9 protein-coding genes are annotated in these 14,588 nt (G+C 62.9%); 3 read left to right on the forward strand and 6 right to left on the reverse strand.

Annotated elements, in window-relative coordinates; all coding sequences use genetic code 11:
• The coding region (locus tag AAC023_RS10975) for a M1 family aminopeptidase (RefSeq protein WP_339741169.1) at positions 1-3,521 on the forward strand (3,521 nt) is incomplete at its 5' end.
• 49 nt (positions 3,522-3,570) lie between these two features.
• Here the strand turns inward: AAC023_RS10975 and AAC023_RS10980 are convergent.
• Both AAC023_RS10980 and AAC023_RS10985 read right to left on the reverse strand, forming a co-directional pair.
• Complete coding sequence (locus AAC023_RS10980; protein ID WP_339741171.1) at positions 3,571-4,782, reverse strand: hypothetical protein; 1,212 nt, start codon at positions 4,780-4,782, stop codon at positions 3,571-3,573.
• A 113-nt stretch (positions 4,783-4,895) separates the two neighbouring features.
• Entirely contained in the window at positions 4,896-5,360 is a 465-nt protein-coding gene (locus AAC023_RS10985; protein WP_339741173.1) for a hypothetical protein, read from the reverse strand.
• 82 nt (positions 5,361-5,442) lie between these two features.
• Here AAC023_RS10985 and AAC023_RS10990 point away from each other — a divergent pair, with 82 nt between their 5' ends.
• Positions 5,443-6,540 (forward strand): PQQ-dependent sugar dehydrogenase, encoded by a 1,098-nt coding sequence (locus AAC023_RS10990; protein ID WP_339741176.1) that lies wholly within the window; start codon positions 5,443-5,445, stop codon positions 6,538-6,540.
• On the opposite strand, the gene AAC023_RS10995 is transcribed toward AAC023_RS10990, so the two are convergent.
• The 4 genes from AAC023_RS10995 to AAC023_RS11010 form a co-directional block, all read right to left on the reverse strand.
• Positions 6,541-9,762 carry an efflux RND transporter permease subunit gene (locus AAC023_RS10995; protein ID WP_339741178.1) on the reverse strand — a complete coding sequence of 1,074 codons (3,222 nt, stop codon included), beginning with the start codon at positions 9,760-9,762 and terminating at the stop codon, positions 6,541-6,543.
• Positions 9,759-10,835 carry an efflux RND transporter periplasmic adaptor subunit gene (locus AAC023_RS11000; RefSeq protein WP_339741181.1) on the reverse strand — a complete coding sequence of 359 codons (1,077 nt, stop codon included), beginning with the start codon at positions 10,833-10,835 and terminating at the stop codon, positions 9,759-9,761. Before AAC023_RS11000 ends, AAC023_RS10995 begins: the two co-directional genes overlap by 4 nt.
• 136 nt (positions 10,836-10,971) lie before the next feature.
• The gene (locus AAC023_RS11005) at positions 10,972-12,153 is read right to left on the reverse strand and encodes an NAD(P)/FAD-dependent oxidoreductase (RefSeq protein ID WP_339741183.1); all 1,182 of its coding nucleotides are present in this window, start codon (positions 12,151-12,153) and stop codon (positions 10,972-10,974) included.
• 7 nt (positions 12,154-12,160) lie between these two features.
• Positions 12,161-13,096, reverse strand: a complete 936-nt coding sequence (locus AAC023_RS11010) for an alpha/beta hydrolase (RefSeq protein WP_339741185.1) — start codon at positions 13,094-13,096, stop codon at positions 12,161-12,163.
• 92 nt (positions 13,097-13,188) lie between these two features.
• On the opposite strand from AAC023_RS11010, the gene glpK reads away from it, so the two are divergent.
• On the forward strand, positions 13,189-14,588 hold a 1,400-nt coding region (gene glpK, locus AAC023_RS11015), incomplete at its 3' end, for a glycerol kinase GlpK (protein ID WP_339741188.1).

Genomic DNA, 14,588 nt, shown 5'->3' on the forward strand with positions numbered 1-14,588 from the left:
TCGCCATTTTCTTCCTGCTGGTTTTCGGTGGCATCACCATCGACAATATCCAGATTGGTGGCGGCGGTTCGACCAATATCAATTCGCCCAACGCGCTGACCATCAATGTGATGATCTTCTCGCTATTCGGCGGCTTTATCCCGGCCGCTTTCCTGTCGTCGGGAATCCTGCGCGACCGCAGCTTCAAGACCGAAGAACTCTTCTTCTCCCGCCCGATCCGTGAAGCGGATTTCGTGCTCGGACGCTTTACCGGCGGCTTCATCGCGACGGCGCTGTGCTTTGCCAGCGTGCCCCTGGCTTTCCTGATCGGCTCGCAAATGCCCTGGCTTGACCAGGAGCTTATCGGGCCGACCAATCTCGCCTGGTTTGGCTATATTTATGCCGTGGTTGGCCTGGTGAATATGTGGGTTATGGGCACAATCCTGTTCACCGTCGCCAATTTCACCCGCTCCAACCTTCTGGTCTGGATCGCCTTCCTGCTCCTGTTCGTCCTTTATCTGACGGGTTCGATCATCGCCGGCCAGGAACCCGAATTGCGCGATACGATCGCCATGATTGATCCCTTCGGGCTCAACACCTTTGGCGAGATGACGCGTTACTGGACCACCTTCGAGCAGAACAGCCAGGTCGTGCCCTTTGAAGGCGTCTTCATGATGAACCGGCTGGGCTGGATGGGCTTTGGCCTGCTGCTGCTGGTAATCAATGTCCTGAGCTTCCGCTTCCGCAAGGCCGCATCATCGGGCGGACGCCGGGGCAAGCCGGCGGCTGTGTCGGTCCCGTCCTCCGCCATCTCCGAAGTGGCCCTGCCGCGCGTCACGCCGACACTGGGCGGCGCGACGTCATGGCAGCAATTCCTCGCCCGCCTGAATTTCGAGGTGAAGGGCGTTGTCTTCAATGTCGCCTTCTGGATCATCCTCGCCATCGGCCTGATCAATACCGTGCCGGGTTTCTTCCTCGGCGGCGGCATTTTCGGGACCGATAATTATCCCGTCACCCGCGTCATGATGGATATCATCGCCGGCGGTTATGGCATTTTCCCGATCATCATCGTGATCTTCTACGCCGCAGAGCTGATGTGGCGCGAGCGCGGTGTCGGATTCTCGGAAATCACCGATGCCACCCCGACGCCGAGCTGGGTCTTCATTGTCTCGAAATTCCTCGCCATGTGCGTGGTGATCGTGTCGCTGGCCGTGGTGATCATCGTCTCGGCGATCATATCGCAGCTGATCCAGGGCTATACGGTGTTCGAGTTTGGCCAGTATGCCATTCGCGGCTTCATCGAGCTGATCGTCCCGCCGGTCTTGCTGGCAGCGCTGGCGATCTTCCTGCAGGTCGTTCTCAACAACCGCTGGCTCGGCATGGCGGCGATGATGGTCTTCTTCGTCGTCAGCCTGGTGATGTCGCAGGTCGGTTTCGATCACCAGCTCTACAGCTATGGCTTCCCGCCGACCGGTCCCTGGTCGGACATGAATGGCTATGGCCATTTCCTCGGCATCGCGCTGTGGTACTCGCTCTATTGGAGCTTCGTCGCCACCATCCTGCTCGTGCTGGCCTATCAGCTGTGGAGCCGCGGTGCCCTGACGCCGATCTGGTCACGGCTTGGCGGTCTGTTCGGCCGCTTCACACCAGCCACGTCCGGCCTCGCCGCAGCGGCGCTGATCGGTGCCGGGCTGACAGGCGGGTGGATTTTCTACAACACGAATGTGCTCAATGAGTACACGTCCGGGCCCGACAGCCGGCACGAGCAGGCGGCCTATGAGCGCCAGTACGAGCACCTGGTCGACCTGCCCCAGCCGACCATTACCGACACGTCCTACGACGTCGACATCTATCCCGATGAGCGGCGTTATGAGGCCCGTGGCAGTTATGTGCTGCAAAACCAGACCGATGGCCCACTCGATACTTTGTGGATTTCCTACGGTCCGGGCACAACAATCCGCAACCAGGCCTTCGAAGGCGCATCGATCGCGACCTCCGATGAGGAGTCCTACATTTACAGCTTCGCCCTGGACGTTCCAATGCAGCCGGGCGAAAGCCGCACCTTCGACTTCAGCGTCGAACGCGCCAATCCCGGTTTCCGCAATTCGGGCAATGTGACGACGGTCAATTACAACGGCACCTTCTTCAATAACGGGGAATCCATGCCGGGGATCGGCGTCAATCAGGGCATTTTCCTGCAGGATCGCCAGCAGCGCCGGCGTGAGGGGCTCGAGCCCCTGCCGCGGGCCTATGATCTGGAGGATGAAAGCCGTTGGACGGAAAGTGCGTTCGGCAACACCTCACACTATGTGAGTTTCCGCACCATCGTCTCGACCAGTCTCGACCAGACTGCCATCGCACCGGGCTATCTCGAACGCGAATGGGTTGAGGGCGATCGTCGCTATTTCGAATATGTGATGGATCGGCCGATCCTCAATTTCTACTCATGGCTTTCAGCCGATTACGAGCTGGCAGAACGCACCCGGGACGGGATCGATCTGCAGGTCTTCTATCACGAGCCGCATGCCTGGAATGTCGAGCGCATGCTCGAGGCGTCTGAAGATTCTCTGGGATATTTCTCCGAGCATTTCAGCCCCTATCAGTATCGCCAGTTCCGGATACTGGAATTCCCGGCCTATCAGAGCTTTGCCCAATCCTTCCCGAATACGATCCCCTTCTCGGAAAGCATTGGTTTCATCGCCGATCTGCGCGAAATTGAGGATATCGACTACGTGTATTACGTCACCGCTCACGAGGCGGCGCACCAGTGGTGGGCGCATCAGGTGATGTCAGCGAATGTGCAGGGCGGCACGATGCTGATCGAAAGCTTCGCCCAGTATTCGGCCCTGATGGTGATGCGCCAGGAATATGGCGCGGATGCCATGCGCCGCTTCCTCAAATACGAACTCGATCGCTATCTCGGCGCCCGTGGTTCGGAAGCGATCGAGGAACAGCCGCTCTACCGGGTCGAGAACCAGCAATACATTCACTACCGCAAGGGTTCGGTGATCATGTATGCGCTGCAGGACTATCTCGGCGAGGATGTGGTCAATCACGTCATGCAAAGACTGATCGATGAGCGGGCCTATTCCAGCGAGCCCTATGCCACCACGCTCGATTTCCTGCGCATTTTGCGTGAGGAGGCCGGTCCCGAGCACGAACAGATGATCCATGACTTCTTCGAGCGGATCGTCCTGTTCGACCTCAAGGTCACCGAAGCAACAGCCACCCAACGCGAAGATGGCCGCTGGGATGTGGTGATCGATGTCGAGGCGCATAAATTCTCCGCCGACGGGGCGGGTGAGCAGACCGAGGAAGACATCGATTACATGATCGATATCGGCATCTTCACCCGCGATCTCGACGGTCCGATCGAGGGCTCTGACCATGTGCTCTACATGGAGAAACACCGGGTCAACGAGACGACGATGCGATTTGAATTGATTGTTGATGAAGAGCCGGTCTTCGTCGGGGTCGATCCCTATAACAAGCTGATCGATCGCGACTCCGACGATAATCTCAGCCGGGTGACGATCGAATAGAGCGCCCAGGCGGCGCGGATGGCTTTCCAGCCGGCCGCGCCGCCTGGCCTCAGATTGTCGACGCGACCACCAGGTCGGGCGGTTGCTGGATCAACGGCAGGGCGTGCCGGCGCAGGGCTGGCACGGTCAGTGCGTCCGAACCCGGTGCGTGCCGGGTGATGCTGAGGACGAAATTGGCGAACATTGGCAAGGCTTCGCGCGCGTGCAGATAGCCCCTCTTGTTCTGCTTTTCCCAGAAGTTCCAATAGCCGGGCACATGCCCGATCACGGACAAGTCATGTCCGAGATTGAGGAAGCACATCGGCGCGCGCAGCAGGAAGCGCTTGAAGGAATTGGTGTCCTGGCCGCTGCTGAAGCGGGTGAAAACCTGGTCATACTCATCCATCACCGAACTCAGGCTGGACCAGCGCGCCCGCGTCTCCTCGATGATCTGCCGGCGCATATACTCGATATCGCGGCGCTCGGACTCAGTCGCCCCGACAATGGACGCGGTCTTGATCTGCTGCAGGAAGTGTTTGAGGTTGGCGAAGGCCTCCGACATTGACCAGCGATAGTACAGGATGCCCTTCCAGCCGAACATGCCGGCCTTGAATTCGGGCAGGGTCATGTCGAGCGACTGGCGCAGCGCCGAGAGGCGTCCCTCGCTCTCGTTCGACAGCAAGGATTGCGCGAACCGCAGGGCGCGCTGCTCGTCCTGGCCGCTGCGCCCGGAGCCGAATGCCAGCGAGACCACCGAGACGATCTGCTCGGCGACTGTCTTCTCCATACGGGCAATTTCCTCGGCGGAAATATCGAAATAGAGCGGGGCGATCGGCCGGCTATTCTCGCGATAGCGTTCGGCCAGCAGGAAGGGGTCGAAACTGGGCAATACTGCGAGCTCGCGCAGCCGGGTCAGGTCGAGATCAAGCAGGTGGGGATCGTCGGGGCGCTCGAACAGGGAGCGCATTTTGGCGGCAAAGCCGATTTCCTCGACGAAGACGGCATGCCCGCCCAGCGACAGGTCGTCGCGGGCCAGCGGCACCAGGACCTTGGTGACGACCGGCTGGTTGGACATGACATAGGGGCGCTCGTGAGCGCGTACGGTGTGCTTGACGATGAAAGCCTGGTTGAGCCGCGGGTGCAGGAAGAACGGGGCTTCGCCATGGGCTTCCTGTCCGGCATGCCGCAGGGCGATGGAGTGGAGGTCAAGAATCCGGCTGGTGGCTCCACCCTTGAGGATATTGCGCAAGTCGGATCTCGCAATCGGTCGAACCTGACTCATTCCGCTCTCCCCCGGGCAGGGGTAGACGATAGCCGCTCCGGCTTAACCCCGGGTCGGTTTCACGGGCAAAATTCGAGTTTCAATTGAATCGAATCCGCTGCAATCCCCGGGCTTCAGCGGCGCGAGGCGGCCGGTTTGAGCAGCGCGAACAGAAAGCCGGCACCGGCTCCGGCCAGCGCGAGGCTGAGCAGGCCGGGCAGGGTGCGGCTCGAGGCGACCGGGGTGATGGTCGAGTGCAGCGCCTCGCCATAATAGGCTGTGATAGCGAGCATGATGCAGGCCACCGCGGCGCCGCCCGCCAGCGTGAAGCCAATGCGCCGCCAGGGCCGGCCCAGCAGGCGCGCAATCCAGCCGGCGACCGGGAAGGCAATGGCAAAACCGATCAGCACCACCACGAACAGGGTCGGGCCGAAGCCGAGCAAGTCGCGCTTCATGGCATCGAGCCGGGCGGCGGTTGGAAAATCCGCACCGACGGCGGATAGCGATTGCAGCACGACATGGGTATTGGCGATGCTGACCAGCACCGTCCCGACGAGGACCGCGACGATAAAAACGAGCGCCGTGCGCATGATCGACATCACCAATGGCCTTCCGGGACTCTACACGATGCGCGAGAGCCTATAGGCTGACCGGCGAGACGACAATTGCCGGAGTATTGCCATGAGACAGTGGATTTTCGCCCTTCTGGCCGCCGCCATGCTGAGCCCGGCCAGCCTTGCCCAGCTGCGTCACGAGACGGTTACCGCCGGGCTGGAATTCCCCTGGAGCCTCGCCTTTCTGCCTGATGGCCGCGTGCTGGTGACGGAAAAGCCGGGCCGTTTGCGGTTGGTCGAGAACGGGGTGCTGCGTGCGGAGCCGGTTTCCGGCGTGCCGGAGGTGTTGTTCTCGGGACAGGGCGGGCTGCTCGATGTCGTGCTGCATCCCGACTTTGCCAGCAACCACCTCGTCTATCTCACCTGGTCTGAAGGCTCGTCGCGCGACAATACGCTACGGCTCGGCCGCGGCCGGCTCGAAGGTGATGTGCTGGTGGATTTCGAGGCCATTTTCACGGCTCAGCCGCGCCGCAATACCGATGTTCATTACGGCGCCCGGCTCGCCTTTCTGCCCGATAACAGCATCCTGCTCGGGATTGGCGACGGTTTCGACTATCGCGAGGAGGCCCAGCGCGCCGCCTCGCATTTCGGCAGCTATGTCCATCTGCGCGAGGATGGCAGCCCCGTTGCCAGTCCCTTCCCGGACGCCGCGCCCGGCGTCTACACCATCGGTCACCGCAATCCGCAGGCGATCACGGTCGATCCGGTCACCGGCATTGTCTATTCCAACGAACATGGTCCGCGCGGCGGTGACGAGATCAACATCCTCGTCGAGGGCCGCAATTATGGCTGGCCGGTGGCGACCTATGGCGTCGACTACACCGGCGCGCTGGTCTCGCCCTATACCAGCTATCCCGGCATGGAAGAGCCCTTGCTCTACTGGGTGCCCTCGATCGCGCCATCGAGCATGACGATCTATCGCGGCGCCATGTTTGCCGAATGGGATGGCGATCTTCTGGTCACGGCCCTGATCCGCGGTGATGCCGAGGTCGCTTCCGGGCATTTGCGCCGGGTCGATCTCGAGGATGGCGCGGTCGTTGGCCAGGATGTCCTGCTTGGGGATGTCGAGGCGCGGATGCGCTTCGTCACTGTGGCGCCTGATGGCAGTGTCTACCTGCTCACCGATGAGCCTGAAGGCCGGTTGATCCGGCTCTATCGCGACTGATTACTCAGCCGTAGCCGGCGTCTCGCCATGGCCGGGCAGGCGGCGGTCGATCATGCGGCGCCGCCATTGGCCCAGACGCGATGGCGCCGCCAGCAGGACCGGGGTCAGGATCAGGGTCAGCAAGGTCGAGAAGCCCAGCCCCCAGACCACGGCCGAGGATAGCTGCACCCACCATTCGCTGGCCGGCCCACCGACGCCGATCACACCGTGGGCGAAATCGGCATTGATCTGCCAGGCCATCGGCAAGAGGCCGAAAATCGTCGTGATGGTCGTCAGCATCACCGGGCGCAGGCGCTGGGCTGCCGTGCGGATGACGGCTTCGTCGACCGCCATGCCAAGCCCGCGCAAACGCTGAAACGTGTCGATCAGAACGATATTATTGTTCACGACAATCCCGGCCAGCGTCACGATCCCGGTCCCCAGGAAGAGGATGGAGATATAGGGGAAGGTCAGCAATACGCCGAGCAATACCCCGATCACTGACAGCACGACGGCCAGCAGGGTCAGGATGACGTGCCAGAAATTATTGAACTGCCAGAGCAGGATCACCGCCATCATGAAGAGCGAGGCGATCATGGCGCTGACGAAGAAGGCTCCGGCTTCGGCATTTTCCTGGTCGGCACCGAGATACTCGACCGAGACGCTGCGGGCGATATTGCCGGTCTCGATCTGGTCATCAATCCAGGAGCGGACCTCGGCGACGAGCAGGTTGCCGGCATGGTTTTCGTCGGCATTGGCCCGCAATTGCAGCACTCTCTGCCCGTCGCGGCGGCGGATGGAATCGACCCGTGGCCGTGCCTCCAGCGTCACGAAATTGGACATTGGCACTGTGCCATTGAGCGTGTTGACCCGCAGGTCTCCGAGCCGCGAGATATCGCGATCCTCTTCCGGGAAACGGACCCGGATATCGACTTCCTCATCGGCATCGTCGGGCCGGTAGCGCCCAACCAGTGAGCCGGTAGTGACGAGCTGCACCGCGGCACCGACCTGGGTGACATCGGCCCCAAAGCGGGCCGCTTCGGCGCGGTCGACATCGAGGCGCCATTCGACACCGGGCAGCGGCAGGCTGTCCTCGATATCGACCAGGCCTTCCATCGTATCGAGATGGGCGCGGATCAGCCGTGCAGCCTGTTCCAGCGCGGCCGGATCATTGGAGCGCAACTGGACCTGGACATCCTTGCCGACCGGCGGCCCCATCTCGAAGGGACGGACTTCGATAATGACGCCGGGAATGCCGACCATGGCGGCGCGGATTTCCCGCTCGATCAGGCGGCCATTGGGACGCTGGCCGAAGGGTTCAAACTCGACGAAAATGCGCGCAATACTGTCGGCCGGAGCCGACCCGGTGCCGTCAAACGGGTTATTGCCCGGCGGCTGGCCGGCGACGGTGTAATAGCCCTTGATGCCTTCAATCCCGGCCAGCCGGCTCTCGGCCTCCAGGGCAATGATATATTGCTCGGCGGGTGAAAGATTGCCGCGCGCGCGCACGAAGACGTAGAGCTGTTCCGGTTCCGCATCGAGGAAGAATTCGGTGCGTTTGGGCTCCAGCCCGAACAGGCCGGCCGAGCTGGCGGCGAAACTGCCAATCACCAGAACCACGACCAGAATGGCGCTCAGCGTCACCGCGAGCGGTCGTTTGACGAGGGCGGAGATCAGCTTGGCATAACGTCCGGTCAGCCCGGGCAAATCGGTCGGGTCGCTGTCTTCCTGGGCATTGAGGTGCGCGACGGCAGACTGCGTGTCGACCACGCCGCCCTTCGGTCCGAGCACAGAGCCGAGCGTCGGCAGGAAGATCAGGGCCATCACCAGCGCCGAGCTGAGGACGAAGATCAGGGTCAGCGGCAGATAGGCCATGTATTGGCCGGGGATTGAATTCCAGAACAGGAAGGGCAGGAAGGCGGCCAGGGTTGTCGCGGTCGAGGAGACGATAGGCCAGAACATGCGTTTGCCCGCATGGGTATAGGCCATTTTCCGGGTCTCGCCCTCGGCCAGCTTGCGGTCGGCATATTCGACCACGACAATCGCCCCGTCGACCAGCAGGCCGACGGCGAGGACCATGGCGAACATCACCATGAAATTGACGGTCAGCCCGTAAAGACTGAGCAGGAGAAAGGAGAAGAGGAAACTCGACGGGATTGCCAGCCCGACCAGGAGCGCCGAGCGCAGGCCCAGCGCCGCCACGACGATAATCAGGACAAGCACAATCGCCAGCATGATGGAGCTGGTCAGGCTTTGCAGGGAATCGCGCACATAGGTCGATTGGTCGAGGCTGAACTGATAGCGCACGGTTTCCGGCCACTGGCTCGCGACCTCGGCCGTCAGCGCCTGCACAGCGGCGCTGGTATCCATGATATTCTCGCCGCTGCGCCGGACCACCTGAAGCGTGAAAGCCGGGGCGCCATTATAGCGCGCATAGCTGTCCGCATCCTTGAAGGTACGGCGTACGGCAGCAACGTCCTGCAGTGTCACCACAGCCTGGTTGGAACTGGTCAGGGGCAGGTTGAGCGCGTCATCGGCGGTCTCGAACAGGCCGGGCACCTTGACCTGGAAACGGGCCGCGCCGCTATCAAGCGAACCCGCCGCGATCAGGCGGTTATTCGACTGCACGGCGTTGAATAATTGCGCATAGGTCACGCCGTGGGATTCCAGCAGGGCCGGATCGATAACAATTTCGAGGACTTCCTCGCGCAGGCCCTGGACATCGACCTGCAGGATTTCAGGCAGCGCCTCGATCGCGTCCTCCAGCTGGCGGGTGAGCTGGAACAGGGTGCGTTCGGGGGCCTCGCCATAGACCTGCACCGCGATGGTCGGCGCGAGGCCGGAGTTGAATTCCTGCACCACCGGTTCGCGGGCATCTTCGGGGAATTGCCGCCGCGCCATGTCGACGGCTTCGCGGACGTCGAGCACAGCCTGGTTGGCGTCAAACGGGACCTGGAATTCGGCCACCAGCGAACCGGCCCCGAGCGAGGCGGTGCCATGGAGTTCCACCAGATCATCGATCGAGCGCATTTCGGTTTCCGCCGGCCGCACGATCAGGCGCTCGGCATCCTCCGGGGAAATCCCGTCGAGCGGAACGATGACGACGACATAGGGGAAGGGAATGTCAGGATCGGATTCGCGCGGCAGGGTCAGAAAGGAAATCAGGCCCGCGATCAGTGCGCAGACGAAGATCGCCAGGATCATCCGGGCGCGATTGACCGCAAAATCGACGAGTCCGGTCACTCGGACGCTCCCGGGCTTGCGATCCGGACCCGCACGCCATCATCGACGAAATCCTGTCCGACCGTGATGACCGTCACCGGGTCGGGCAGGCCGGCAACCCAGACTTCCTCGCCATCATCGCTGAGCAGTTCAACCGGCAGGAAGCGCACAATATTGCCGGTTTCCAGGATGCGGACGCCCAGCTCGCCGGTGGCACCCAGCGCCAGGACCGACGTCGGGATCCGGTGCGCCGGCTCGGCGGCCAGCGGCAGCGTGATGACCGCCGTGACGCCGCTGCGCAACTGTCCGTCCGGATTGGGCGCTTCCAGCTCGAGGCGGAAGGTATGGGTTGCCGGATCGGCGCGGCGCTCGACGAAGCGGACCGTGCCGCTCACTTCCTCGCCGGTGATCAGGCGCGCCGTGCCCAACATGCCCGCGACCAGACCGGCGACATCGCGTTCGGCAATCTCGGCGGTGATCAGGATCGGATCCATCTGCACGACCGTGCCGCAGGCGCCGCCCGGCGCGAGGTAATCGCCGATTTCTCCGGCGCGATTGTCGAAATAACCGTCAAACGGTGCCCGGATGTTGATATTGGCGAGTTCCTGGCGCGCCGCTTCCAGCCGCGCCTGGGCCGCATCGCGCAGGGCTTCGACGCCGGCAACGGCATTGGCCGAGCGGTGGCCGCGATTGAGCAATTCCACGGCGGCATTATAGTCGAGTTCGCGTGTGCGGTATTCAGCTTCAGCCTGGGCGAGGGCGGCGCCGCGAGCATCGATATCGAGACGGCAGAGTGTATCGCCCTCGGCGACGGCCGTGCCTTCGATCGCGGGTGTCGCGACAATGCGGCCGCCCGTTTCCGAGCGCACGATGACTTCCCGGAAGGCTTCGGTCCGGCCGCGCGACGTCAGCCTGGCGGGGCGGTCGATGGCGTGGACGGTCTCGGTGACGACTTCGAACAGGACAGGCTCATCGGAAAGCGCGCCCGAGGTCGAATTCCGGTCACCCTGAAACAGGGTTCCGATGGCGAACAGGATGACGACGGCGACGAAAATGCCAAGAGCGGTCAATTGCGAACGGTTCAACGAAATCATTTGGGTGCCCTGCAATTGGATCGTGCATCGTCGTGAATCAGCGAACGGCGTTTACTTTGATGAGTTGATACAGTGTGCCTGGGTTCGGGGCGAGGAATTTTCGAGCGCGAGAAGCCGACAATTACACCTACAGGCTTTACACATGTTGTCCGGCAGACCAGCCCGACGACCAGGCCCACTGAAAATTGAACCCGCCCAGCCAGCCTGTGACATCAACGGCTTCGCCAATGAAATACAGGCCCGGTGCCTGGCGCGCTTCCATGCTTCGGCTGTCGAGACCGGCGGTATCGATACCGCCCAGCGTCACTTCGGCCGTGCGATAGCCTTCCGAACCGGTCGGCTTGATCCGCCAGTCACGCAGCCAGGCTTCGAGCGCCTTGAGCTTCTTGTCGGACTGGTCTGCGAGATTGCCGGTCAGGCCGCAATCGGCGGCGAGCAATTGCGCCAGCCGCTTGGGCAGGAAGACCGCCATCGCCGTGCCGATCGCCTGGCGGCCATTCTCGGCGCGCTGGGATTTGAGCTCGTCGAATATGCCAAAACCGGGCTGAAAACTGATCGCAATCTCCTCGCCTTCGCGCCAATAGGAGGAAATCTGCAGAATGGCCGGCCCGCTGAGGCCGCGATGGGTGAAGAGCAGGGCTTCCTCGAATGAGGTCTTGCCGGCGCGCACGATCGCATCGACGGCGATGCCGGCAATCGGCTTGAAACGCTCGAGAATATCCGGCCCGAAGGTCAGCGGCACCAGGGCGGGGCGTGTCTCGGTGACCTCAAGGCCATAGGCCTTGGCCACATCATAGGCGAAGCCGGTGGCGCCCATTTTCGGGATCGATTTGCCCCCCGTCGCGATCACCAGCGAGCGGCAGCGAAACACGGTGCCATCGCTGAGCCGGAGCTCGAAACCCTCGCCCTCGCGTTTGTGCGAGCTGACCGAAACACCCAGCCGAACACCGACCCCGGCCTCGCGCATCTCGCCGCGCAGGGCATCGATGATCTGGGTCGCCGGACCATCGCAGAACAGCTGGCCCAGCGTCTTCTCGTGCCAGGCGATGCGGTGGCGATCGATCCAGGCGATGAAATCGCGCTGGCTGTAGCGCTTGAGCGCCGATTTCGCGAAATGCGGATTGGCCGAGATGAAATTATTGGGGCCGCAATGCAGATTGGTGAAATTGCAGCGCCCGCCGCCGGAAATGCGGATCTTCTCGCCCGGCTTGTCGGAATGCTCGATCAGCATCACCGTGCGCCCGCGCTTGCCCGCCTCGATGGCGCACATCATGCCGGCCGCGCCGGCACCGATTATCGCAACGTCATAGGTGATCATCGCGGGCTCAGCCGGTCACGCGGTCGAGCCAGTCGGCGAAGGCCGCCATCTGCGCCTCGCGGCCGATCTCATTGAGGGTTTCGTGGCGGAAGCCCTTGAGAATATGGAGATCGACATCGGTGAAACCGGCTTTCTTCAGGCGCTTGTAGAGCGTGCGCATCGCCTTGCCCTGCAAGGTGGCCGGATCTTTCGAGCCGCCGACGAGATTGAAGGGCATGTCGCGCGGCACATTGGCGAAATTGGCCTTGTCCTCGGCAAAGGCGACCCCTTCGAGGAAGTCGCGCCAGAGCGAGACGCTGGCCGGCCAGCCGCAGACCGGATCATTGACGTATTTGTCGACTTCTTCGGTATCGCGCGACAGCCAGTCGGCATCGGTGCGGCGTTCGGGGAAATTCTTGTTCCAGGCCTTGAAGGTCATCTTGTCGAGGGTGAGGCTTGGCGTGAACTCACCGCCCGCCGCCGCTTCGAACCAGAGGATCAGCTTCATCAGGCTGGCCAGCTCGCCCAGCGTCATATTGCCGTTCCAGATCGCCGCTCCGGCCAGTTTTTCCGGCTGGCGCAGCACCTGGTTGAAGGCGATCACGGCGCCCATCGAATGACCGAACACGATCAGGGGCAGGCCAGGCCAGGTGGCGCGCAGCGAATCCTCGACGGCGCTGACATCGCCCATCACCTTGATCCAGCCATCCGTGTCGGCATAGCGGCGCGGCGCGCCATCATCGGCTGTCGTCGCGCCGTGACCGCGATGGTCATGGGCGCCGACATGATAGCCGCGCGTGGCGAGAAACTCGGCGAAGCGGGCATAGCGCCCGGCATGCTCGGCGAGGCCGTGATTGATATGGACAATGCCGCGCGGCGTGCCCTTGGCTTCTGCCGTATAGAGCGCCAGCCGCGCGCCGGTCGGGCTCGGCAGGGTTTGCAGGCTGAAATTCGACTTTGGCATGAGGCTCCCCCGGCTTTGATTTGTGAACCTAGCGCGTTTTCTTATCCGGCGGCAGGGCTATAGTCAGGCAAAGACAAGGCGGGGGAGACGACATGTTCAAGACGCGCAAGGCGCTATTGGCGCTCGACCAGGGCACGACGAGTTCGCGCGCGATCGTGTTCTCGACCAGCGGTGAGATCATCGCCGAGGCCCAGCGCGAGTTTGAACAGATCTATCCCAATCCCGGCTGGGTCGAACATGACCCGGAAGTGATCTGGGCGACCGTGCTCGCCACCGCCCGCGAAGCCCTCAGACAAGCCGAGAAGAAGGGCTGGAGCGTGCAGGCGATCGGCCTGACCAATCAGCGCGAAACCACCATTGTCTGGGACCGCGCCACCGGCCAGGCGATCCACAACGCCATCGTCTGGCAGGATCGCCGCACCGCCGATGTCTGCGCCGCCCTGCGCAAGGCCGGCCGCGCCGAGACCGTCGTCTCGCGCACCGGCCTGGTGCTCGACCCGTATTTCTCCGCCACCAAGATCGCCTGGATCCTCGACCATGTTGACGGCGCCCGCGAACGTGCGACGCAGGGTGAGCTCGCCTTCGGCACGGTCGACAGCTGGCTGATCTGGCGTCTGACCGGCGGGCAGGTCCACGCCACCGACGCCACCAATGCCAGCCGCACCTCGCTCTATAATATCGCCGAGGGCCGCTGGGACGAGGATCTGCTCGACCTGTTCAACGTCCCCGCTGCGCTCCTGCCCGATGTGCGCGATTGCGCCGGCGATTTCGGCACCACCCAGGCCGACCTGCTCGGCCGGTCCCTGCCGATCACCGGTGTCGCCGGTGACCAGCAGGCCGCCGCCATCGGCCAGGCCTGTTTCCGCCCCGGCGAGATGAAATCCACCTATGGCACCGGCGCCTTCCTGCTGCTCAATACGGGCAAGGACATGGTCCGCTCGCGCACCCGCCTGCTGGCAACCATCGCCTATCGCATCGCCGGCGAAACCACCTATGCGCTGGAAGGCTCGGTCCTCTCCGCCGGCTCGACGGTGCAATGGCTGCGCGATGGCCTCGGCCTGCTCAGCCAGGCTTCCGATATCAGTGCGTTGGCGCAGGGCGCCGACCCGGAAAGCGGCGTCTATCTCGTGCCCGCCTTCACCGGGCTGGGCGCGCCCTGGTGGGATGCCGATGCCCGCGGCGCCATTCTCGGCCTCACCCGCGGTGCCGGCCGCGCCGAGATCGCCCAGGCCGCGATCGATTCCACCGCCCACCAGACCTGCGATTTGCTCGACGCCATGGCCGGCGACGGCGTCACCACCAAAACCCTGCGCGTAGACGGCGGCATGGCGAGAAATGACACCATCCTCCAGCGCCTCGCCGACCTCACCGATATCGAAGTCGTCCGCCCGAAAAACACCGAAACCACCGCCTGGGGGGCTGCGTTTCTGGCTGGCTTGGGCGCGGGCCTGTTCCGCAAGCTGGAGGATGGGCGGGGTATCTGGAAGGCGGA

The sequence above is a fragment of the uncultured Maricaulis sp. genome (assembly GCF_963976135.1).
Lineage (GTDB): Bacteria > Pseudomonadota > Alphaproteobacteria > Caulobacterales > Maricaulaceae > Maricaulis.

Excerpts from the sequence above, each read along its gene's own strand:
- AAC023_RS10980 (WP_339741171.1), bottom strand. The coding sequence starts at position 4,782 with ATGAGTCAGGTTCGACCGATTGCGAGATCCGACTTGCGCAATATCCTC.
- AAC023_RS10985 (WP_339741173.1), bottom strand. The coding sequence starts at position 5,360 with ATGTCGATCATGCGCACGGCGCTCGTTTTTATCGTCGCGGTCCTCGTC.
- AAC023_RS10990 (WP_339741176.1), top strand. The coding sequence starts at position 5,443 with ATGAGACAGTGGATTTTCGCCCTTCTGGCCGCCGCCATGCTGAGCCCG.
- AAC023_RS11000 (WP_339741181.1), bottom strand. The coding sequence starts at position 10,835 with ATGATTTCGTTGAACCGTTCGCAATTGACCGCTCTTGGCATTTTCGTC.
- AAC023_RS11005 (WP_339741183.1), bottom strand. The coding sequence starts at position 12,153 with ATGATCACCTATGACGTTGCGATAATCGGTGCCGGCGCGGCCGGCATG.
- AAC023_RS11010 (WP_339741185.1), bottom strand. The coding sequence starts at position 13,096 with ATGCCAAAGTCGAATTTCAGCCTGCAAACCCTGCCGAGCCCGACCGGC.